Origin of the sequence: Actinotalea fermentans, from assembly GCF_007991475.1 — a bacterium.
Classification (GTDB): Bacteria; Actinomycetota; Actinomycetes; order Actinomycetales; family Cellulomonadaceae; genus Actinotalea; species Actinotalea fermentans.
This window is the reverse complement of record NZ_BJYK01000004.1, coordinates 325,042-345,510: the sequence shown is the minus strand read 5'-3', so window position 1 is coordinate 345,510 and position 20,469 is coordinate 325,042. Positions and strand designations below refer to the sequence as shown.

The 20,469-nt window shown below is 75.6% G+C and carries 18 protein-coding genes and 1 pseudogene; 12 read left to right on the top strand and 7 right to left on the bottom strand.

Annotated features, from left to right (window positions below):
* Positions 1-125: 125 nt before the first annotated feature.
* The gene (locus AFE02nite_RS08905) at positions 126-1,373 is read left to right on the top strand and encodes a hypothetical protein (protein ID WP_146819465.1); all 1,248 of its coding nucleotides are present in this window, start codon (positions 126-128) and stop codon (positions 1,371-1,373) included.
* A 20-nt stretch (positions 1,374-1,393) separates the two neighbouring features.
* On the opposite strand, the gene AFE02nite_RS08900 is transcribed toward AFE02nite_RS08905, so the two are convergent.
* The 6 genes from AFE02nite_RS08900 to AFE02nite_RS08875 form a co-directional block, all read right to left on the bottom strand.
* Entirely contained in the window at positions 1,394-1,684 is a 291-nt protein-coding gene (locus AFE02nite_RS08900; RefSeq protein ID WP_052114133.1) for a helix-turn-helix domain-containing protein, read from the bottom strand.
* 1 nt (position 1,685) lies between these two features.
* Positions 1,686-2,285, bottom strand: coding sequence for a hypothetical protein (locus AFE02nite_RS08895; protein WP_034249877.1), 600 nt, complete (start codon positions 2,283-2,285; stop codon positions 1,686-1,688).
* A gap of 72 nt (positions 2,286-2,357) precedes the next feature.
* Positions 2,358-3,326, bottom strand: a complete 969-nt coding sequence (locus tag AFE02nite_RS08890) for a zinc-binding dehydrogenase (RefSeq protein ID WP_146819496.1) — start codon at positions 3,324-3,326, stop codon at positions 2,358-2,360.
* 84 nt (positions 3,327-3,410) lie between these two features.
* The gene (locus AFE02nite_RS08885) at positions 3,411-4,142 is read right to left on the bottom strand and encodes a maleylpyruvate isomerase N-terminal domain-containing protein (RefSeq protein ID WP_034248674.1); all 732 of its coding nucleotides are present in this window, start codon (positions 4,140-4,142) and stop codon (positions 3,411-3,413) included.
* Between the two features lie 46 nt (positions 4,143-4,188).
* Positions 4,189-5,415, bottom strand: a complete 1,227-nt coding sequence (gene metX / locus AFE02nite_RS08880; RefSeq protein WP_407643093.1) for a homoserine O-acetyltransferase MetX — start codon at positions 5,413-5,415, stop codon at positions 4,189-4,191.
* A 55-nt stretch (positions 5,416-5,470) separates the two neighbouring features.
* Complete coding sequence (locus AFE02nite_RS08875; RefSeq protein ID WP_034248680.1) at positions 5,471-6,790, bottom strand: bifunctional o-acetylhomoserine/o-acetylserine sulfhydrylase; 1,320 nt, start codon at positions 6,788-6,790, stop codon at positions 5,471-5,473.
* 431 nt (positions 6,791-7,221) lie between these two features.
* On the opposite strand from AFE02nite_RS08875, the gene AFE02nite_RS08870 reads away from it, so the two are divergent.
* Together AFE02nite_RS08870 and AFE02nite_RS08865 are read left to right on the top strand one after the other, a co-directional pair.
* Positions 7,222-8,625, top strand: coding sequence for a C40 family peptidase (locus tag AFE02nite_RS08870; RefSeq protein ID WP_146819463.1), 1,404 nt, complete (start codon positions 7,222-7,224; stop codon positions 8,623-8,625).
* 252 nt (positions 8,626-8,877) lie between these two features.
* Positions 8,878-9,831, top strand: coding sequence for a hypothetical protein (locus AFE02nite_RS08865; RefSeq protein ID WP_146819462.1), 954 nt, complete (start codon positions 8,878-8,880; stop codon positions 9,829-9,831).
* 71 nt (positions 9,832-9,902) lie between these two features.
* Here the strand turns inward: AFE02nite_RS08865 and AFE02nite_RS08860 are convergent, their stop codons facing one another.
* On the bottom strand, positions 9,903-10,412 hold the full coding sequence (locus AFE02nite_RS08860) for an inorganic diphosphatase (protein ID WP_034249016.1): 510 nt from the start codon (positions 10,410-10,412) through the stop codon (positions 9,903-9,905).
* 122 nt (positions 10,413-10,534) lie between these two features.
* Here AFE02nite_RS08860 and dacB point away from each other — a divergent pair, with 122 nt between their 5' ends.
* The 9 genes and pseudogenes from dacB (at position 10,535) to AFE02nite_RS08820 (ending at position 20,416) form a co-directional block, all read left to right on the top strand.
* Entirely contained in the window at positions 10,535-11,950 is a 1,416-nt protein-coding gene (gene dacB, locus AFE02nite_RS08855) for a D-alanyl-D-alanine carboxypeptidase/D-alanyl-D-alanine endopeptidase (protein ID WP_146819461.1), read from the top strand.
* Positions 11,951-11,959: 9 nt separating this feature from the next.
* A complete protein-coding gene (locus tag AFE02nite_RS08850; protein ID WP_146819460.1) occupies positions 11,960-12,967 on the top strand; it encodes a zinc-dependent metalloprotease in 1,008 nt (335 codons plus the stop codon).
* 12 nt (positions 12,968-12,979) lie between these two features.
* Positions 12,980-14,008 (top strand): annotated as a pseudogene (tilS, locus tag AFE02nite_RS08845) (tRNA lysidine(34) synthetase TilS); the annotation flags it as partial.
* Positions 14,009-14,098: 90 nt separating this feature from the next.
* On the top strand, positions 14,099-14,653 hold the full coding sequence (gene hpt, locus AFE02nite_RS17605; protein WP_034249271.1) for a hypoxanthine phosphoribosyltransferase: 555 nt from the start codon (positions 14,099-14,101) through the stop codon (positions 14,651-14,653).
* Positions 14,654-14,800: 147 nt separating this feature from the next.
* The gene (gene ftsH / locus AFE02nite_RS08840; protein ID WP_146819458.1) at positions 14,801-16,867 is read left to right on the top strand and encodes an ATP-dependent zinc metalloprotease FtsH; all 2,067 of its coding nucleotides are present in this window, start codon (positions 14,801-14,803) and stop codon (positions 16,865-16,867) included.
* A gap of 11 nt (positions 16,868-16,878) precedes the next feature.
* Entirely contained in the window at positions 16,879-17,508 is a 630-nt protein-coding gene (folE, locus tag AFE02nite_RS08835; RefSeq protein WP_034249664.1) for a GTP cyclohydrolase I FolE, read from the top strand.
* 64 nt (positions 17,509-17,572) lie between these two features.
* Entirely contained in the window at positions 17,573-18,484 is a 912-nt protein-coding gene (folP, locus tag AFE02nite_RS08830) for a dihydropteroate synthase (protein ID WP_146819495.1), read from the top strand.
* A complete protein-coding gene (gene folK, locus AFE02nite_RS08825) occupies positions 18,477-19,925 on the top strand; it encodes a 2-amino-4-hydroxy-6-hydroxymethyldihydropteridine diphosphokinase (protein WP_222594364.1) in 1,449 nt (482 codons plus the stop codon). Before folP ends, folK begins: the two co-directional genes overlap by 8 nt.
* The gene (locus AFE02nite_RS08820; protein WP_261765553.1) at positions 19,910-20,416 is read left to right on the top strand and encodes a DUF3180 domain-containing protein; all 507 of its coding nucleotides are present in this window, start codon (positions 19,910-19,912) and stop codon (positions 20,414-20,416) included. Before folK ends, AFE02nite_RS08820 begins: the two co-directional genes overlap by 16 nt.
* The last annotated feature ends 53 nt before the right edge of the window (positions 20,417-20,469 follow it).

Genomic DNA, 20,469 nt, shown 5'->3' with positions numbered 1-20,469 from the left:
CGTGTCACCCGTCCGGGTGTCCGGGGCGAGCCGGGACTACTCCGGGCATTCCGGACACGGCGCTCAGCGGCTAGAGTCGCCTGGCCAGGTAGACACACCCCCTCGTCGAACTGTGCAGAGACGCCATGACAACGAACCCCGCCGTCGCGCCCCCGCAGCCCCGCGGACGCACGACGCCACCGCAGGCGATGGTCGCCGACCAGCTGGACGCGCTGCTCGGCGAGCACCTGATGCCGCTGCGCGCACGCACGCCGGGACGTGACGAGCCCTACCTGCTCGCCGTGGACGCCTCCGGCCAGCCCGTCGTCGTGGAGGTGGTGGCGATCCTCGACGAGGACGCCGTCATGGCCGCCCTGCGGCACGCCGGCCGGGCGGCGCGGATGACCACGCGCGACCTCGCGGAGGCCTACAGCGGCGGCGCCGACCGGTTCGCGTCGCACCTGGCGGCCTTCCGCCTGACCGTGCCCGCGACGGCGCTGCTCTCGACGTTCGTGCGCGGCGGCGCCCGGTTGCTGCTCGTCTGCTCGCACGTGTCGGCCGGCGCCGCCGACGTGCTCGAGTTCCTGCTCCAGCCGCGCTACCAGGTGGACGTGCTGCGGGCGCAGGTGGTCACCGAGCCCGACGGCCAGCGCGTGGTCGAGCTGTCGCCGGTCGCCCGCCCGACGCCGCCGCGGCGCGACTTCGAGCTCCCGCCGTGGGCCGAGCCGGAGCGCCCAGACCCCCTCTTCGACCCGACGCCGCTGTTCCGCTCGACGTCGGCGACCCGGCCCGAGCGCCGGCTCGGGCCGTCGACGCCACTCCAGCGCTGGGACGACCCGTTCGACGACGAGCGGTACAGCCTCGCCCGCCGCTACGACGACGTGCGTGGCGACCCCTGGGAGCGGCGCCACGACGAGCGCCGGTCGCCCGCGCGGGTGACGGCCTCGCAGCCGGTCGCCCCGCAGCCGCCGGTCGCCGCGGCGCCGGTGGCTCCGCCGCCCGCGTACGAGCGGGTCCAGGCCGCGCCCGCACCCCACGTACCGACGCCGGCCCGCCCTGCGCCCGCCGTCGTGGCGCCGCCGTACGCGGTCCGGATGGCCGAGCGCGCGCCCGAGCCCGCCGACCCGGTGCTCGTCGCGCTCGCGGACGCGCTCGAGGGCCCGGCGCCCCTCGTGTGGTGCCCCGACGGCGACGTGTGCTTCGAGGCCACGCTGCGTCCCGACGGCTTCGTCGAGCTCGCGAACGGGTCCCGGTTCGGCGACGTCGACGCGGCGACCCGCGCGATCAGCGGGGTCGACGGGCCGCTGGACTCGTGGCAGGTGTGGCACGTCGACAGCGCCACCGGCCCGACGCTCGCCGAGCTCGCGGCGGCCGTGTTCCCCGAGCAGTTCTGACCGACCGGTCCGAGCGCCCGCTACGACGGCGACTCGGGCCGCTCCGGCGGTGCGTGCACCAGCAGCTCGCCCGGCGTGGTCTGCAGCACGGCGCAGATGCGCGCCAGGGTGCTGAACCGGACGGCGCGGGCCCGGTTGTTCTTGAGCACCGACAGGTTCACGACGGTGATGCCGGTGCGGGCGGACAGCTCGGTGAGCGTCATGCCCCGCTCGGCCAGGACCTCGCCGAGCCGGCACTGGATGTGGGTGGCGTCGTCGTCCGTCGCGTCGAGGTCGAGGTCATCGGGGGTGTCGCCGGTGGGCCGTGCCATCTCAGACCAACCCGGCCAGCTCGCGCTCCATGACGGCGCCACGGCGGAATGCGACGCCCAGCGCCCCGATGATCACGGCGCACACGAACGTCGTGCCCGGGAAGTCGAAGCCCTCGCTGGCCATCGTCGAGTAGAGGTCGTTGACCTGCGGGGACGCCGTGAGCGCGATCGTCGCGACCATGTCGGCGCCGAGGTTCGCGAGCGCTCCCGCGCCGAGGGCCACGGCCGCGCGGGGCAGCCTCCGGACGACGTCGGCCCCGAACGGGCGGCCTGCGGCGATCCCGCGCAGGACGCGCGTGACCAGGACGGCCGCGATGAGCCAGGACGCCGCGGTGACCAGGGGCGCCACGGCGAACAGCAGCCGGTTGGCCAGGGGGATGTCGGCCAGGACGGGGTCGAGGCCCGGTTCCGGCGTGACCTGGTCGAGCAGCCCCATCTGCACGATGTCGAGGTCGCCGTCGGCGCCGCCGAGGGTCCAGAGCGCACCGCCCTTGGCGAGCACGGCCGCCGCGATGACGGCGCCGAGCGCCATGATCCCCGCGCACACCCACACGGCGACGACCGCGAGGGTCAGTCGCCTGTCCTGCTTCCGCTCGTCCATCGCTCGCTCGCTCCCTATCGAGAATCGATACTATCGATAAACGATAGGGCTCTCGCTGAGTGCGCGCAAGGGTCAGGCATCCGCCATCGTCACGACGACCTTGCCGAACTGCTCGCCTGACGCGAGCCGCGCCAGGCCCTCGCCGACGCGGGCGAGCGGGACGGTCGAGTCGATCACCGGGCGCACGCCGCTGCGGACGCAGAACCGCAGCAGCGCCTCGAGGTCCTCCTTCGTGCCCATCGTCGCGCCGACCACGCGCAGCTCGGTGAAGAAGACGCGCGAGAGCTCCGCGCCCGGCTGGTCGCCGGTGGTCGCCCCCGCCACGACGACGACGCCGCCCGGGCGCACCGCGCGCATCGAGTGCGCCCAGGTGGCCTGCCCGACGGTCTCGAGCACGGCGTCGACCCGGAACGGCAGCCGCCCGCCCGGCTCGACGGCGTGGGTCGCGCCCAGCGCCAGGGCGCGCTCCCGGCGCCCCGCGTCGCGCGAGGTGACCACCACCTCGAGCCCGGCTGCCGCACCCAGCCGGACCGCCGCCGTCGACACGCCGCCGCCCGCGCCCTGGACCAGCACGCGGTCGCCCGGCCGCAGGCCCGCGCTCACGAAGAGCATCCGGTAGGCGGTGAGCCACGCCGTCGGGAGGCAGGCCGCCTCGGCGAAGGAGAGCTCCGCCGGCTTGTCGACGAGGTTCCACGTCGGCACCGCGACCTGCTCCGCGAGCGTGCCCGGGTACCGCTCCGACAGCAGCGACCGCCGCTCGTCCGGGCCCACCCCGTGCCCCGTCGCCCCGATCACGCCGTGCACGACGACGTCGCGCCCGTCCGCGGTCACGCCCGCCGCGTCGGTGCCCAGCACCATCGGCAGGAGCTCGGCCGCCAGGCCGACGCCGCGCAGGGACCACAGGTCGTGCTGATTCAGCGAGGCCGCGCGGACGTCGACCACCGACCAGTGCTCGGGGGCGACCGGCCGGGGGACGCGCCGCACCTCGAGCGCGGCCAGCGGGTCCGTGCGATCCGCCGCGACGGCGACCGCGGCGAGCATGTCGGTGGGGGCGCTGCTGGTGGGGGCGCTGCTGGTGGGGGCGCTGTCGGCTCCGGTGGCGACCATGGTCGCCACGGTAAGGCCTCAGAGCAGCGGCAGCAGGCCGGCGACCTCTGGCAGGCCGTCGCCGAGGTGACGGGGGCGCAGGGCCGAGCCGACGGCGTCGGCGGTCGCGGGTACCCGGCCGCACGCGACGCGCGTCCAGGCGAGAGCGTCCGCCACCTCGAGGCCCGGGCCACCGGTCTCGACGAGCGCGGCCCGCAGCGCCTCCGCGACCACGAGCAGCGCGCCGGGCTCGAGCGGCCCGAGCGTCCCGGGCGCGGTGCCGCCGACCGAGCGCACGAGGTCGTCGCCGTGCACCACGAGCTCGAGCAGCCGCGTGACCAGCAGCGTCGAGAGCAGCACCGGCCCGCGGCGGGCGGCGACCACGGGGTCGGCGCCGAGGTCGCGAAGCACCACGAGCTGCGCGAGCGCCTGCTCCACCATGCGCTCGACGGCGGGCAGGGGTCCGTCACGCGTCTCGTCGGCCAGGCGGCGCGTGCGCTCCGCGATGTCCTCGGCCGTCTCCGGGTACGTGGTGACGTACGCCGCGAAGGTGAGCGGTTCGGCGTCGGGCGGCGCGGGCTGTGCCCGCGTCAGGGTGCCCATCGCCATGCCGAGGTGCACGACCAGCTCCCCGACGGTCCAGCCGGGGAGCGCGCTCGGGGCGTCGTCGAGCGCGAGGTCCCGCTCGTCGATCCAGTCGCGCAGGCGCAGCCACTGCGCCCGCAGCAAGGTCTCGAGGACGGCGACGTCGTGGCTCGGCTCGGTCCGCATGCACCGATGGTGGCACCACGGCGCCGTCCCGGCGACGCCGCGGACCTCAGTGCGTGGCGAGGAAGGCCGAGACCATCGCGCCGACCTGGTCGCGCTCCACGAGGAAGCCGTCGTGCCCGAAGTCCGAGCGCACGTAGTGCACGCCGTCCGCGCCCGCGATGCCGGCCGCGATCTCCTCGGACTGGGACGGCAGGTAGAGCCGGTCGCTGTCGACCGCGATCACCAGCGCGCGGGCGGTCACCTCGGCCAGGGCCGCCGGGACGCCGCCACGGCCCCGCCCGACGTCGTGCGACAGGATCGACTCGGTGAGGACCAGGTAGCTGTTCGCGTCGAACCGCCACGCCAGCTTGCGCGCGTGGTGGTCCAGGTAGGACTGCACGGCGTACCGCCCGCCCGTGGCGGGGTCCTCGCCGTCCTGCACCAGCCGGCCGAAGCGCTCGTCCAGCTCGAGCGCGCTGCGGTACGTGGTGTGCGCGATCTGGCGCGCGATGCCGAGGCCGACGTGCGGACCCTGACCGGGGGCGGCGTCGTAGTAGTCCCCGCCCTGCCAGCCCGCGTCCGCGCGGATGGCGGCGAGCTGCGGGTGGGCCCAGGCGATCTGGTCGCCGGTGCTGGCCGCCGTCGTCGCGATCGGGGCGATGCCGCGCACGCGCGACGGCGCGGTGACCGCCCACTCCAGGACGCGCATGCCGCCCATCGAGGCGCCGATGACCAGGGCCCAGCTGTCGATGCCGAGCGCGTCGGTCAGGGCGATCTCCGCGGCGACCTGGTCGCGCACGGTGACCGACGGGAAGCGGGCGCCCCACGGACGCCCGTCAGGCGCGGTGCTGGCCGGGCCGGTGCTGCCCTGGCAGCCGCCGACGACGTTGGGCGCCACCACGAACCACGTGTCGGTGTCGATGGGCCGGCCGGGGCCGACGAGGCTGTCCCACCAGCCCTCGGTCGGGTGCCCGGGCTCGGCGGGGCCGGTGACGTGCGAGTCGCCGGTCAGTGCGTGCTCGACGAGGACCGCGTTGTCGCCGGCCGCGTTGAGCGTGCCCCAGGTCTCGTAGGCGAGCCGGACGCCGGGGAGCGTCGCGCCGGACTCCAGCGGCAGGTCACCGATCTCGAGGAACTGCCGGCGCCCGGTGGGGTCGCCCTCGCGCCACGCGGCGCTCGCGGGCGGCAGGTCGTCGCCGGCGGCCCAGGCAGGGGCCCAGCGCTCCGCCGTCGACGGCGCGCCGGGAGCCTGCCCGGGACCCTCGCCCGGCGCGGCCACGCCATCGGTCTGCACGAGATGCAAACCTACGGTGCGCGGCCCGCGCCGGCGCGAGGCGTCCACGGACATGTCACGCGCCCTTGGCTGCCCGGAAGCCGGCGTCGAGGTCGGCCAGGATGTCGTCGATGTGCTCCAGGCCCACCGCCAGGCGGACGAGGCCCGGCGTCACGCCGGACAGCGCCTGCTCCTCGGGCGTCAGCTGGGAGTGCGTCGTCGACGCCGGGTGGATGACGAGCGAACGCACGTCGCCGATGTTCGCGACGTTCGAGTGGAGCTCGAGCGCGTCGACGAAGGCCTTGCCGGCCTCCGCGCCGCCGTCGATCTCGAACGCGAGCACCGCGCCCGCGCCGCGCGGGGCGTACTTCTGCGCGTTGGCGTACCAGGGCGAGGAGGGGAGCCCGGCGTAGTGCACGCGCACGACGTCGTCGCGCGCCTCGAGCCACTGCGCCACCTTCTGCGCGTTCTCGACGTGCCGCTCGATGCGCAGGGAGAGGGTCTCCAGGCCCTGCGCGATGAGGAAGGCGTTGAACGGCGAGATCGCCGAGCCGAGGTCGCGCAGCAGCTGCACGCGGGCCTTGAGGATGAACGACAGGTTCACCGGGAAGAGGCCGCCGACGCCGAGGTCCCGTGCGAACACGAGGCCGTGGTAGCTGGGGTCGGGGGTGTTGTAGTTCGGGAACCGCTCGGGGTGCTGGGCGAAGTCGAACGAGCCGCCGTCGACGATGACGCCGCCGATCGCCGTGCCGTGGCCGCCCAGGTACTTGGTGGCCGAGTGGACCACGATGTCGGCGCCCCACTCGAGCGGGCGGATGAGGTACGGCGTCGCGATCGTGTTGTCGACGATGAGCGGGACGCCGACCTCGTGCGCGATGCCGGCGACGGTCGCGATGTCCAGGACGTCGGACTGCGGGTTCGGGATGGTCTCGCCGAAGAACAGCTTGGTGTTCGGGCGGACGGCGTCGCGCCAGGCCTGCGGGTCGTGCGGGTCGGTGACGAACGTCGTCTCGATGCCGAGCTTGGGCAGCGTGTAGTGCAGCAGGTTGTACGTGCCGCCGTACAGGCTCGCGCTCGCGACGACGTGGTCGCCCGCCTCGGCGATGTTGAGGATCGCGAAGGTCTCCGCGGCCTGGCCGGAGGCCACCAGCAGCGCGCCGACGCCACCCTCGAGGCTGGCGATGCGGTCCTCGACCACCGACTGCGTCGGGTTGCCGATGCGCGTGTAGATCGGGCCGAGGTCCTGCAGCGCGAACCGGGCGGCGGCGGTGCCGGCGTCGGGGAAGACGAACGAGGTCGTCTGGTAGATCGGCAGCGCACGGGCACCGGTGGCGGGGTCGGGCTGCTGGCCGGCGTGGATCTGGCGGGTCTCGAAAGACCAGTTCTGCGTGCTCATCGGGTGCTCCTGACGGTGGTCTGCGGGTGGGGGCAGGTCTGCGGGTCGGTCTGCGGGTGCAGGGCGGCCCACCGTCAGCGCACTGACCCGGGCAGCCCGAAGGACGGGACTGGGACAGGGTGCACGTGAGGCTCGGTGCCGGTGCTGCCGGTCCGTCGGTGTGCTCCTCGGGGGAGCGACGACGTCCTACCGGTCAGTGGGCACACCACCGAACGTGCGCGGGTCAGCGGCACATTCGGTGGAGGAACATGCGGCCAGGGTAGGTCGGTGTCCATCCCTCGTGAAACGCCCGTCTCGCATCGTGGGAAGCGCTCACGTCGGTGCCGTCGCGCGCCGATGAGTGACTAGGCCGTACGGGTGTGACTGGTGTGACAAGAGTTCACTTGTGTGACAGACGCGGGTAGCGTCGGACAGCCACGAGAGGAGCCGGGATGACGGGGAGTGCCCGTGTGCACCGTCGCGAGCGCGGCCGCGAGCACCGTCGCGAGCGCGGTCGCGCCGGACTGACGGCCGCTCTGGTCGCCGTGCTCGGCCTCGCCGGCGCGGGAGCCGCAGCTGACCCCGTCACGGACGACGACGTCGACGAGGCGCGGGCCGCCGTCGCCGGAACCGCCGCCCAGGTCGCCGCCATCGAGCTGCAGCTCGCCGAGCAGTCGGCCGCGCTCGACGCCGCCTGGGTCGCCGTCGCACAGGCGGCGGAGGACTACACCGCGGCCCTCGTCGAGCGCGACGCCGCCGACGCCGCCGCCGCAGAGGCCCAGCAGCGCGCCGAGGCCGCCGAGGCCGACGTCGAGCAGGCCCGCGACGAGCTCGGCGCCATCGCGCTGGAGGCCTACCGCTCCGGCGGTGCCATGGACTCGCTCGGCGCGATGCTGACGTCCGACGGCTACGAGGACTACGTCGCGCGCACGACGGCCCTCGACCACATGGGCGACCGCGCCGACCGCGCCGTCCAGCGCTTCCAGGCGGCCGAGGTGGTGGGCTCGACGCTCGCCGACCTCGCCGACCAGGCGGTCGCCGACGCGTCGGCCGCCGCCGACGCGGCCGAGGACGCCCTCGCGCAGGCGCAGGAGCTCCAGACCGCCGCCGAGGCCGAGGTCGACCGCATCGCCGCGGAGCGGGAGACGCTCGTCGCCCGGCTCGCCGAGCTGCGGCAGACGTCGATCGACGTCGAGCGCGCCCGCCAAGCCCAGCTCGAGGCCGAGCGGCAGGCCCGCGCCGACGCCGCGGCCCAGAACGGACGCCCGTCGTCGGGCGGGGGTGGCGCGACGCCGCCCGCCACCGGAGGCTCGGGCGGCTCGGGAGGCTCGGGCGGCGGTCAGCCGACGACCCCGCCCACCACGACCCCGCCGCCGGCGCCGGGCACCCCGACGCCGCCACCGGTCAACCCGCCGGCCCCGCCGGTCAACCCGCCCGCCCCGCCGAGCGACCCGTACGGCGTCGGGACCGGCTCCCAGCGCGGGACCGCCGACCAGGGCGCGGCGGCCGTCGCGTGGGCGCTGCAGCAGGTGGGCAAGGCGTACGTCTACGGCGCCAGCGGGCCGGACAGCTTCGACTGCTCGGGCCTGACCATGCGCGCGTGGCAGAACGCGGGGCTGTCGATCAACCGCACGTCGCGCGACCAGTACCGTTCGTACTACAAGGTGCCCTACGACCAGATGCGGCCCGGCGACCTGATCGCCTGGGGCACGAACGCCGCCGACCCGGGCAGCGTCTACCACGTGGCGATGTTCATCGGGAACGGTCAGATGGTCGAGGCGAGCCGCCCCGGCGTCCCGGTCCGCGTGGTCAACATCCGCTGGCAGAGCACCATGCCCTACGCGGCCCGCCCGTAACCCCCGCCCAGCGCCCCGGGCTGCCCCTCACCCCGCCGGCCCTGCCCCATCCCGCGTAGCCCGTACCTGCCGCTCCCAACGCCGAACCCGAGGGCTTGATGTGAAGCCGAGGGCTCAAGCCCTCGGTCTGGAACCAATGCCTCGGTCTGGCCGAGGCGTACCTGTCCTGGCGGTGGCCGGGGACACCGCGCGGGTGCCCAGATGGCTGTGGATGAAGCGTGGGGGTACGGACGCCTGCGCGAGGCTCGTCGGGTGCCACGCCGACTGTCCGCCCCCGACCCGCTGCCGTACGCCCGCCTGGCGATTCCTGCGGTGTTCCTCGACCGGGAGATCGCGCCAGGCGTCGCACGTGCTCAGGTGACCCGTGGGGCATGGCTACGAATACGGCGCGGGGCCTACGTCGAGACCGCCGAACTCGACGACGACGTCCATAGGCGTGCACGACAGCTCGTCCTGGCGACCGCCGTCGCCGTTGACCTGCAGACCTCCGCCACGGCCGTTTTCAGCCATGCCACCGCTGCAGCGATCTGGGGGCTTCCGCTCTACCGCCTGCCGGAACGGACACACATCCTCGTGTCGTCCTCGCGGGCTGGAGACACCTCGCGTGACATCGCGCGCCACGACGTGGGCAAGCCGACCGAGGGCATCGCGGAACGCCGGGGCCTCGTCGTCACGACACTCGAGCGCACCGTCGTGGATTGCGCGAGAACGCTGGATGCCCGCGGCGGTCTCGTCGTGGCGGATGCTGCCCTCGCCGCCGGTGCACGACGCGACGTCCTCGAGACCCTGGTGGCGGCCGCGCGGGGTGGGCGTGGCGTGCGGTGCGCGCGCGACGTCGTGGCGGCTGCCGACGATGGTGCGGAGTCCGCCGGCGAGAGCGTTGCGCGGTGGTCGCTGATCCGTGCGGGGCTGCCCGCCCCGGTCACCCAGGTGCCTGTCGGTACGCACCTCGGCACCTTCTGGGTGGACCTCGGGTGGCCGGCGTGGCGCATGGCCGCGGAGTACGACGGCGTCGCCAAGTACGGCGGTGCAACCACCGCCATCGTCCTCGCCGAGAAGCGCCGTCAGGACGCCATCGAGGAGGCGGGCTGGCGGGTGATCAGGCTGACCGCGGCGGACGTGCGCGACCCGATCGCTCTCGCGCGTCGGCTCCGGGCGCGGTTGCCCCCCGGCGCGCTGCGGCGCACCCGGGTCCTGGCGGACTGAGTGCCGTGCCGCGTGGCGACCACCCGCGTCTCGCGGGCGGGCTGGGTCGGGGCTGGGCAGGCGGGGCCCGGTCAGTGGGCGGTCGGGCGGGTGGTGTAGCCCGCGTCGATGGCGCGCTGGCGGCTGGCCTGGATCTCGGCCTCGGCGGCGGCGCGGTCGGCCCAGTGGGCGCCCTCGACGGACTTGCCCGGCTCCAGGTCCTTGTAGACCTCGAAGAAGTGCTGGATCTCCAGGCGGTGGAACTCGGACACGTCGTCGATGTCCTGGCGCCACGAGGCGCGCTGGTCGCCGGCCGGCACGCACAGCACCTTGTCGTCGCCGCCGGCCTCGTCGCGCATGCGGAACATGCCGAGCGCGCGGCAGCGGATCAGGCAGCCGGGGAACGTGGGCTCCTCGAGCAGCACCAGCGCGTCCAGCGGGTCGCCGTCCTCGCCGAGCGTCCCCTCGATGAACCCGTAGTCGTCCGGGTAGCGGGTCGAGGTGAAGAGCATCCGGTCCAGGCGGATCCGACCCGTCGCGTGGTCCAGCTCGTACTTGTTGCGCTGGCCCTTGGGGATCTCGATGGTGACGTCGAACTCCACGGCTCTCCTTCGCTCGCTGCCGGGCACGTCCCGACGCGCGGCCGGTGGGCCGGGCGGGCGTGCCGATCATTAGTGTGACGCACGGCGGCGACCAACGGCACAACGACGGAGGCAGGCAGGCGATGGCACGGGGTGCGCGGTGGGCGGTCGGGACGACGGCCGTCCTCCTGGTGCTGGGCGCGGGCGGCTACGCCGTCGCCGACGCCTACGACGTCGCCCCCGGCCGGCTCACGCTCGCCTCGCCCCCGCCCACCCCCGCCCCCTTCCCGACGGCGGACGTGGCGCCGGCGCCCGACGTCGCGGCGGTCCTCGGGGAGCTGGACCCGCAGGCGCCGCTGCCCTCGGGCGAGGCCGTCGCCGCGCTCGCGGCGACCGCCGTCGCCGACCCGCGGCTCGGCAGCTCGACGACCGTCGTCGTGACGGACGTCCTGACCGGGCAGGTGATCGCGGACGTGGGCGGCCGGCAGCCGCAGGAGCCCGCGTCGACGACCAAGATCCTCACCGCCGCGGCCGCCACGGAGGTCCTCGGCCCCGACGCGACGCTCACGACGAGCGTCGTGCAGGCGGCGCCCGGCACGATCGTCCTCGTCGGCGGCGGCGACATGATGCTCGCCGCGGGCGCCGGCGACCCGGCGGCCGTCAACGGGCGGGCCGGGCTGGCGGACCTCGCCGCACAGGTCGCCCAGGCCCTCACCGCCGCGGGCGTCACGCAGGTGACGCTCGGTCTCGACGACACGCTCTTCACCGGCCCGTCGTGGAACCCCGGCTGGGCGCCGGACCACAACCGCTACGTCGCCCCGATCTCCGCGCTCGCGATCGACATCGGCCACACGAGCGACCACCCGTACTCCGTCCGGCAGCCCGACCCGGCCCTGGAGGCCGCGCGGCAGCTGGCGCGCGCCCTGGGGGAGCGCGGCGTCGCCGTCGTCGGCGACCCGGTGCGGATGACCGCGCCCGAGGGGGCGACGCGCCTCGGCGCCGTGGAGTCCGCGTCGATGCGGGAGATCGTGCGGCTGACCGTGCAGGAGTCGGAGAACACGATCGCCGAGGTGCTCGGGCGCCTGGTCGCCATCGCCACGGGGGAGGCGGCGAGCTTCGAGGGCGCGACGCGCGCCGTCGTCGGGACCGTCGCCGGGCTGGGCCTGGACACCACGGGCACCGTGATCGCGGACTGCAGCGGCCTGGCCGCGGGGTCCCGGATCCCCGCCGACCTGCTGGTCGACGTGCTGGTGCTCGCCGGCTCGCCCGCGCACCCGGAGCTCCTGCCCGTCGTGGACGACCTGGCCGTCGGCGGCTGGACGGGGACGCTGCTCGACAGGTTCGGGCAGGGCCCGGCGCGCGGCCTCGTCCGCGCCAAGACCGGCAGCCTGCCCGGCGTGACGTCGCTGGCCGGCACGGTGCTCACCCAGGGCGGGCGGCTGCTGGCGTTCGCGGTCATGGCGGACGCGACGGGCGCCGTCGGGCAGGACCGTCCGCGGGCCGCGATCGACGAGCTCGTGACCCGGCTCGCGGCCGTGCCGCCGGCCGCGGCCGGTTAGCGTGGGCGGATGAGCCGCCCCACCCCGACCGTCGACTGGGCCGCCGCCGGTCGCCTCGCCGGCACGCTCGTCCCGGCGGGCACCGCACCCTCGGGGGACGAGGCGGCCGAGCTGGTCGCGACGCTGCGGTCGTCGGCGGTCCGTGCCCGCGAGCTCGCCCGACGCGCGGCCCGCCTCGACCACGCGCTCGAGTCGCCGGGCGCCCGGACCGAACCCGCGCAGGTGCTCGTGGTGGACCGGGCGGGCTGGGCGCGGGCCGCGGCGTCGTCGTTCACGGGGATCGCGGGCGGGCGGCCGATCCCAGGCCCGACGGCGCAGGCCGCAGGCCTCCTGACGCTCCTGGCCACGCGCGTGCTCGGGCAGTACGACCCGTACACCGGGGACGGGCGCCTGGTGCTCGTGGCGCCGAACGTGCTGCGCGCGGAGCGGACGATGCGCGTCCCGCGGGACGACTTCCGGCTGTGGGTGTGCGTGCACGAGCAGACGCACGCGCTGCAGTTCGCGGCCGCGCCGTGGCTCGCCGACCACCTCCGGGGCGAGCTCGCCGGGCTGCTGGCCGAGGTCGAGTCGACGCCGGCGACCGCCGAGGCGGGGGCGCTCCTGACGGGCGTCGTCCGGGCGCTGCGCGGCGGGACGCGCGACCAGTGGTCGTTCCTCGACGTCCTGCCGGCCGGGCAGCGCGAGCGCGTGGAGCGCCTGACCGCGGTGATGTCGCTGCTCGAGGGCCACGCGGACGTGACGATGGACGCCGCCGCGCGCGCGATCCCGTCGGCACGGACGCTGCGCAGGCGCATGGAGGCGCGGCGCTCGAGCACGGCGCCGGGCGACCTGCTGCTGCGGCGGCTGCTCGGGCTGGACGCCAAGCTCGCCCAGTACCGCGGCGGGGCGGCGTTCGTGCGGGCAGTGCGCCGTCGGGGCGGGCGGGACGTGCTCGACGCGGCCTGGGCCTCGCCCGAGGGCCTGCCGCTGCCGGGCGAGATCGCCGACCCGGCGGCGTGGCTGCGGCGCGTCGGCTGAGGTGGGCGTGCCGTGACGCAGACGCCGGCGGGGCCGTTCGGGCCGGCGGGGCCGGTCGGGCGGCTCGACCCGGACGTCGCCGAGCAGCGCCGTCGGGTCCGTGAGGCGCTCGCGGACCTGTCGCCGGGCGCGACGGTCCTCGTCGCCTGCTCGGGCGGCGCGGACTCGCTCGCCCTGGCCGCGGCGCTCGCGTTCGAGGCCCGACGCGCGGCCTGGCGGGCGGGCGCCGTCGTCGTGGACCACGGGCTCCAGGCGGGCAGCGACGTCGTGGCCGCCCGGGCCGCCGACGTCTGCCGGGGGCTCGGCCTGGACCCCGTGGAGGTCGTCGCGGTGACGGTGCGGCCCGACGGCGGCCCCGAGGCCGGTGCGCGGGCGGCCCGGTACGCGGCCCTGGAGCAGGCGGCCGAGCGGCACGGCGCGGGCGTCGTGCTCCTCGGGCACACCCTCGACGACCAGGCCGAGTCGGTGCTGCTGGGGCTGGCCCGGGGCTCGGGCGCGCGGTCGCTCGCCGGCATGCCCGCGCGGCGCGGCCCGTGGCGCCGGCCGTTCCTGGGCGTCCGACGCGCGGGGACGCTGCGGGCGTGCGCGGCCCTCGGGCTGGCGCCCTGGCACGACCCGACGAACGGCCCCGCGGACGGCGCGGCGGACGGCGCGGGGAACCGCGCGGTGCCCGACGACGGCGACCTGCCGGTGCGCAGCCGGGTCCGGCACGAGGCCCTGCCGGTGCTCGAGGACGTGCTGGGCCCGGGCGTCGCGGAGGCGCTCGCGCGCACGGCCGAGCAGCTGCGCGAGGACGCGGAGGCGCTCGACCCGCTCGCCGACGCGCTGCTGGCCGCGGCGTGCGTCGGTGGGGCCGCGCCGGCCGACGCCGGGCCGGACGCCGGGGCCGACGCCGGGCCGGACGTCGGCGTGCTGGCCGTCGCGCCGGCCGCCGTCCGCCGTCGTGCGCTGCGGGCCTTCCTGGTCCGGGCGGGGGCCCCCGCGGGGGCCCTGACGCGGCGCCACGTGACGGCCGTCGACGCGCTCGTCACGAACTGGCGCGGGCAGGGGCCGGTCAGTCTTCCGGGCGGCGTTCGGGTGGCCCGAAGGTATGGCAGGCTGACCCTCGCATCACACGAGGAGGAGCATTCGGTGGACGTCGACGACATGGGTCAGGACCTGGAGCGGGTGCTCCTGGACCGCGAGCAGATCGACGCGCGCCTGGCCGAGATGGCCGCGCAGATCGACGCCGACTACGCGGGCCGGGACCTGCTGCTGGTCGGTGTGCTCAAGGGCGCCGTCATGGTCATGGCAGACCTGTCGCGGCACCTGCACTCCGCGGTGGAGATGGACTGGATGGCCGTGTCGTCCTACGGCGCGGGCACGTCGTCGTCGGGCGTCGTGCGGATCCTCAAGGACCTCGACACCGACCTCACGGGCCGGCACGTCCTCATCGTCGAGGACATCATCGACTCCGGCCTCACGCTGTCGTGGCTGCTGTCGAACCTGCGCACGCGCGGGGCGGCGTCCGTGGAGATCGCGGCGCTGCTGCGCAAGCCCGAGGCCGCCAAGGTCGACGTGTCCGTGCGGTACGTGGGCTTCGACATCCCGAGCGAGTTCGTCGTCGGGTACGGCCTGGACTACGCCGAGAAGTACCGCAACCTGCCGTTCGTCGGCACGCTCGCCCCGCACGTCTACGCGGACTGACGCACGCGAGGCGAGGGCCCCGGATGTGAGGGCCCTGTGGGGACCTGACGCCCTGGGCGAACACCGGCCGGGCCGCGGTGAGGCGCACGGTAGCGTGCTGGGAGAGCCTCCACCGTCCAGAAGGGATCGGGCCCCGGCCCGTCGCCGATGAACCTCAAGCGCCTCGCCCGCGGCCCCGTGATCTGGATCGCCCTCGCCGTCCTCATCCTCTGGCTGGGGGCCCAGTCCTTCATGACGTCGGGCGTCCAGCGCATCGACACCTCCGACGGCCTCGCCCTGCTCGCGGGCGACACCGTGGAGCAGGCCAAGATCGTCGACGGCCAGCAGCGCGTCGACCTGGTGCTGCGCGAGGAGTTCGAGGACAAGGGCCTGCGGGTGCAGTTCTACTACGTGACCCCGCAGGGCCCGATGGTCGCGGAGGCGCTGGCCTCGGCGGACCTCGAGAAGGGCTACAACTCCGAGGTCCCGCAGACGTCGTGGTGGGTCAGCCTGCTGTCGCTGCTGCTGCCGTTCGTCATCATCCTGGGCCTGTTCTGGTTCCTGATGTCCCGGATGCAGGGCGGCGGCTCGCGCGTCATGCAGTTCGGCAAGTCGCGCGCGAAGCTCGTCAGCAAGGAGAAGCCGCAGGTCACGTTCGCCGACGTGGCGGGCGTCGACGAGGCCGTCGAGGAGCTCGAGGAGATCAAGGACTTCCTCGCCGACCCGGGCAAGTTCCAGGCGGTCGGCGCCAAGATCCCCAAGGGCGTGCTGCTGTACGGCCAGCCCGGTACGGGCAAGACGCTGCTGGCCCGCGCGGTCGCGGGCGAGGCGGGCGTGCCGTTCTACTCGATCTCCGGCTCGGACTTCGTCGAGATGTTCGTCGGGGTCGGCGCCTCGCGCGTGCGGGACCTCTTCGAGCAGGCCAAGCAGAACGCGCCGTCGATCATCTTCGTGGACGAGATCGACGCCGTCGGCCGGCACCGCGGCGCGGGCCTGGGCGGCGGGCACGACGAGCGCGAGCAGACGCTGAACCAGATGCTCGTCGAGATGGACGGCTTCGACGTCAACACGTCCGTCATCCTCATCGCGGCGACCAACCGGCCCGACATCCTCGACCCCGCCCTGCTGCGCCCGGGCCGGTTCGACCGGCAGATCTCCGTGGACGCCCCGGACCTCCTCGGGCGCGAGAAGATCCTCCAGGTGCACGGCAAGGGCAAGCCCCTGGCCTCCGACGTCGACCTGCGCGCCGTCGCCAAGCGCACGCCGGGCTTCACGGGCGCCGACCTGGCGAACGTCCTCAACGAGGCCGCGTTGCTGACCGCGCGCACGAACGGTCAGCTCATCACCAACCACCACCTCGACGAGGCGATCGACCGCGTCATCGCCGGCCCGCAGAAGCGGACCCGGCTGATGAACGAGAAGGAGAAGAAGATCACCGCGTACCACGAGGGTGGGCACGCGCTCGTCGCGGCCGCGCTGCGGTACACGGACCCGGTGACGAAGGTGACGATCCTGCCGCGCGGCCGGGCGCTGGGCTACACGATGGTCATGCCGAGCGAGGACAAGTACTCCACGACCCGCAACGAGCTGCTCGACCAGCTCGCCTACGCGATGGGCGGCCGCGTGGCGGAGGAGGTCGTCTTCCACGACCCCACCACGGGCGCCTCGAACGACATCGAGAAGGCCACCGCCGTCGCGCGCAAGATGGTCACGCAGTACGGCATGAGCGAGCGCGTCGGGGCGGTCCGCGTGGGTCAGGGGGACGGCGAGGTGTTCCTCGGCCGCGACATGGGCCACACGCGCGACTACTCGGAGGAGATCGCGGCCGTCGTCGACGGCGAGGTGCGGCGCCTCGTGGACTTCGCGCACGACGAGGCGTGGGAGATCCTCAACGCGTACCGCGAGGTCCTCGACACCCTGGTCACCGAGCTGCTGGAGCGGGAGACGCTGAACCAGGCGCAGCTCGCGGAGATCTTCGCGCCGGTGGTCAAGCGCGAGCCGCGCGAGGTGTGGCTGTCGAGCCCCGACCGGCCCGTCTCCGACCTGCCGCCGGTGCGCACCCCGAAGGAGCTGCGCGACGGCAACGGGTCCGCCGCGGCGGCCGACGGCGCCCCTGCGGGCACGCCCGAGGAGGTGCCGCAGGACGAGGCGGCGGGCGCCCGCCCGGAGCACCCGGCCGGCCCGGTCGGCGAGGTGCCGCCCGGGGGGTCCGTGGACCCCGGCCGGCTCGGCTGAGGAGGGCCGCGATGACCGACCTGCCCGACGACGTCCCGCTCCCCGGCGAGCCCGACCTGGCCGTCCCGCCCGAGCCGCACTACGACGCGCCGCGGGCCGAGGCGGCCGTCCGTGAGCTGCTGCTGGCGATCGGGGAGGACCCCGACCGCGACGGTCTGCGCGAGACGCCGGCCCGGGTCGCCCGCGCGTACGCGGAGACCTTCGCCGGGCTGTACCAGGACCCGCGCGAGATCCTCGCGACGACCTTCGAGCTCGGGCACGAGGAGATGATCCTGGTCAAGGACATCGCCGTGTACTCCACGTGCGAGCACCACCTGGTGCCCTTCCACGGCGTCGCGCACGTGGCCTACATCCCCGGGCCGGACGGGCGGGTCACCGGCCTGTCGAAGATCGCGCGGCTGGTCGACCTCTACGCGCGCCGCCCGCAGGTGCAGGAGCGGCTCACGTCGCAGATCGCGGACACGCTCGTCGAGGTGCTGGCGCCCGGGGGCGTGCTCGTCGTCGTCGACTGCGAGCACCTGTGCATGACCATGCGGGGCGTGCGCAAGCCGGGCTCGCACACGGTGACGTCGGCCGTGCGCGGGCAGCTGCGCAACCCGGCCACGCGCGCCGAGGCGATGAGCCTGATCATCGGCCGGTGAGGCGCGCGTGAGGCACCCGGCGCCCCTGCCCGCCAACCTGACCGGTCTCGACCGGACGCTCGTCATGGGCGTGGTGAACGTGACGCCCGACTCGTTCAGCGACGGCGGGCGGTGGTTCGACCGCGACCGCGCCATCGCGCACGGCCTCGAGCTGCGCGCGCAGGGCGCGGACCTGCTCGACGTGGGCGGGGAGTCCACCCGCCCGGGCGCGCCGCGCGTGGACGAGGACGAGGAGCGCCGCCGGGTGCTGCCGGTGGTCCACGCGCTCGCGGCGGAGGGCGCCGTCGTCAGCGTCGACACCACGCGCCCCGGGGTCGCCCGCGCGGCCGTCGAGGCGGGGGCCAGCGTCGTCAACGACGTCTCGGGCGGTCTCGCCGACGCGGGCATGCGCTCGGTGGTCGCCGAGACCGGGGTGGTCTACGTGGCGATGCACTGGCGCGGGCACGCCGACGTGATGGACGCGCTCGCCGACTACGACGACGTCGTGACGGACGTGCGGGACGAGCTCGCGCGACGGCTGGACGAGCTGCTGGCGGCCGGTGTCCGCCTCGACCAGGTGGTGCTCGACCCGGGGCTCGGGTTCGCCAAGCCCGGCCGCGACAACTGGCCGCTGCTGGCCAACCTCGACGTGCTGGCCGGCCTGGGTCGGCCCCTGCTCGTGGGCGCGTCCCGCAAGCGCTTCCTGGGCCACCTCCTGGCCGGGCCGGACGGGGAGCCCGCCCCGCCCGACGCGCGGGACCTGGCGACGGCGGCCGTGAGCGCGCTGTGCGCGGCCGCGGGCGCGTGGTGCGTGCGCGTGCACGACGTGCCCGGCTCGGCAGACGCGGTGCGGGTCGGTGCGGCATGGTTGGCCGCGCGGCGCGATCGGCCCGACGACGCGCCGCACGACGACGGACACAGCGACGGGCACGACGACGAGCACGGCGACCGGAACGACGAGCAGCACGACGAAGGGCAGGGTGGGCGACGTGGCTGACCTGATCCGCCTCACGGGCGTCTCCGCGACGGGGTACCACGGGGTGCTCCCGGCCGAGCGCCGCGACGGCCAGACCTTCGTCGCCGACGTCGTGCTCCACGTGGACACGCGGGAGGCGGCGGCGGGGGACCGGCTCGACGCCACGGTCGACTACGCGTCGGTGGCGGTGCGGGTCACGGAGATCCTGGCGGGGGCGCCCGCGGACCTCATCGAGACCGTCGCCGAACGCATCGCGGCGGCGCTGCTCGCCGACCCGCGGGTGTCCGCGGTCGACGTCGTCCTGCACAAGCCGCAGGCGCCCATCCCCGTGCCGTTCACGGACGTGACGGTCGAGATCCACCGGGACCGCGCGACGCCCCCCGCGGTGCCGGCGCCGGGGGTCCTGGACCTGACGGCCGGGGCCGGGGTGCCCGACGTCGTCGCGCCCCCCGTCGCGCCGCTGCCGCCCGCTCCGCTGCCGCCCGCGCCGATGCCGCCCGCTCCGCTGCCGCCCGCGCCGATGCCGCCCGAGGCCCTGGCGCCGATGCCGACCTGGTCGCCGCTGTCGGACGCGCCCGAGCCGCCCCCGGTGGCGCCGCTGCCCCCCGCGCCTGCGGTCGCCGTCGCGCCGGTCGGCGGCGTCGCGGTTGGTGCTGTGCCGGTCGGTGCTGTGCCGGTCGGCGCTGTGCCCCCGACGATCGCGGACCTCGTGCTGCCCACCGGCGCGGCCTCCTCAGGTGCGCCCGGCCCCGAGGTGACGTCCCCGCTCGAGGCGGGGCCCGCGGCCGACCCGTTCGACGTCCCGGCCCTCGTGCCCGACCCGCTGGACCCGGCGGCCGGTGCCCCGGCCGACGCCGCACTGCCCGGCCCGGGCGGCGACGCGCCCGCCCCGCGCGGGCAGCACGCGGCCGCGCCGCCGCCGTCGGACCGGATGGACGTGGCACCCGAGGCCCCGGTGCAGGCGGTGCTCGCGCTCGGCTCCAACGTCGGCGCGAGCCAGGACACGCTCCGCGCGGCCGTCCGGGCGCTCGCGGACGTGCCCGGCATCGAGGTGTCCGCGGTCGGACCGCTGGCGCGCACCGCCGCCGTCGGCGGGCCCGAGCAGCCCGACTTCCTCAACACGGTCGTCCTGGTCGGCACGGTCCTCAGCCCGCGCGCGCTGCTCCATGCGTGCCTGGAGGTCGAGGCCGGCCTCGGCCGGGTCCGCGCCGAGCGCTGGGGTCCGCGCACGCTGGACGTCGACGTCATCGTGCACGGCTCCACGATCGGCGTCACGGACGACCTCGAGCTGCCCCACCCGCGCGCCCACGAGCGGGCGTTCGTCCTGCTCCCGTGGGCGCAGGTGGACCCGGGTGCCGTCCTGCCGGGCCTCGGCGGCGGTCCGGTGGCGGCGCTCGCCGAGACCGCGCCCGACCGGGAGGGCGTGCGCTGGGTGAACCTCGACTGGTGGACGGCGGGCTGATGCGGCGGACGTCCCGGGCTCGCGTCCTCGCGATCGCGCTCGCGTCGACGCTGCTGTCGTTCACGGCGCTCCGGCTCCTGGAGAGCCGCGGCGGCACGCTCCTGCCCGTCCCGCCGATCGCCTGGGTGGCGGTGCTCCTCATCGCCGCGGTCGTCGGCGTGCTGGCGTGGAACGTGCGGCAGTACGTGCGCGGCAAGCGCCCGGGCTTCGACGTCCTGCTCGCCGCGCGGACCGTCGTCCTCGCCTCCGCGTCCGCCTACACCGGCGGGCTGCTCTTCGGCTGGTACGCCGCCCAGGTGCTGGTCGTGCTCCTCGCCGGGGACCTGGACATCGCCGGACGGCGCGACGTCGCCCTGAGCGCGGGGGTGTCCGCGCTGGCCGCCGTCGTGCTGGCGGTGGTCGGGCTGGTGGCGGAGCGCTGGTGCGAGGTGCCCCCGCCCGAGGACGACGAGGGGGGCCCGGGCGCGTCCGCCGCGGGCAGCGCCGCCTGACGCCCGCCCGGGCCGAGCGGCCCCCGGCGCGGCCGGGCGACAGTGCAAGGATG

Bases quoted from the DNA above. Each gene is read 5' to 3' on its own strand.
- AFE02nite_RS08885 (WP_034248674.1), bottom strand. From the start codon at position 4,142: ATGCGGACCGAGCCGAGCCACGACGTCGCCGTCCTCGAGACCTTGCTG.
- AFE02nite_RS08890 (WP_146819496.1), bottom strand. From the start codon at position 3,326: ATGCTCGCCGCGGTCGCCGTCGCGGCGGATCGCACGGACCCGCTGGCC.
- folP (WP_146819495.1), top strand. From the start codon at position 17,573: ATGGGCGTGGTGAACGTGACGCCCGACTCGTTCAGCGACGGCGGGCGG.
- AFE02nite_RS08850 (WP_146819460.1), top strand. From the start codon at position 11,960: ATGAGCCGCCCCACCCCGACCGTCGACTGGGCCGCCGCCGGTCGCCTC.
- AFE02nite_RS08900 (WP_052114133.1), bottom strand. From the start codon at position 1,684: ATGGCACGGCCCACCGGCGACACCCCCGATGACCTCGACCTCGACGCG.
- AFE02nite_RS08875 (WP_034248680.1), bottom strand. From the start codon at position 6,790: ATGAGCACGCAGAACTGGTCTTTCGAGACCCGCCAGATCCACGCCGGC.
- ftsH (WP_146819458.1), top strand. From the start codon at position 14,801: ATGAACCTCAAGCGCCTCGCCCGCGGCCCCGTGATCTGGATCGCCCTC.
- AFE02nite_RS08870 (WP_146819463.1), top strand. From the start codon at position 7,222: ATGACGGGGAGTGCCCGTGTGCACCGTCGCGAGCGCGGCCGCGAGCAC.
- folE (WP_034249664.1), top strand. From the start codon at position 16,879: ATGACCGACCTGCCCGACGACGTCCCGCTCCCCGGCGAGCCCGACCTG.
- AFE02nite_RS08895 (WP_034249877.1), bottom strand. From the start codon at position 2,285: ATGGACGAGCGGAAGCAGGACAGGCGACTGACCCTCGCGGTCGTCGCC.
- AFE02nite_RS08905 (WP_146819465.1), top strand. From the start codon at position 126: ATGACAACGAACCCCGCCGTCGCGCCCCCGCAGCCCCGCGGACGCACG.
- dacB (WP_146819461.1), top strand. From the start codon at position 10,535: ATGGCACGGGGTGCGCGGTGGGCGGTCGGGACGACGGCCGTCCTCCTG.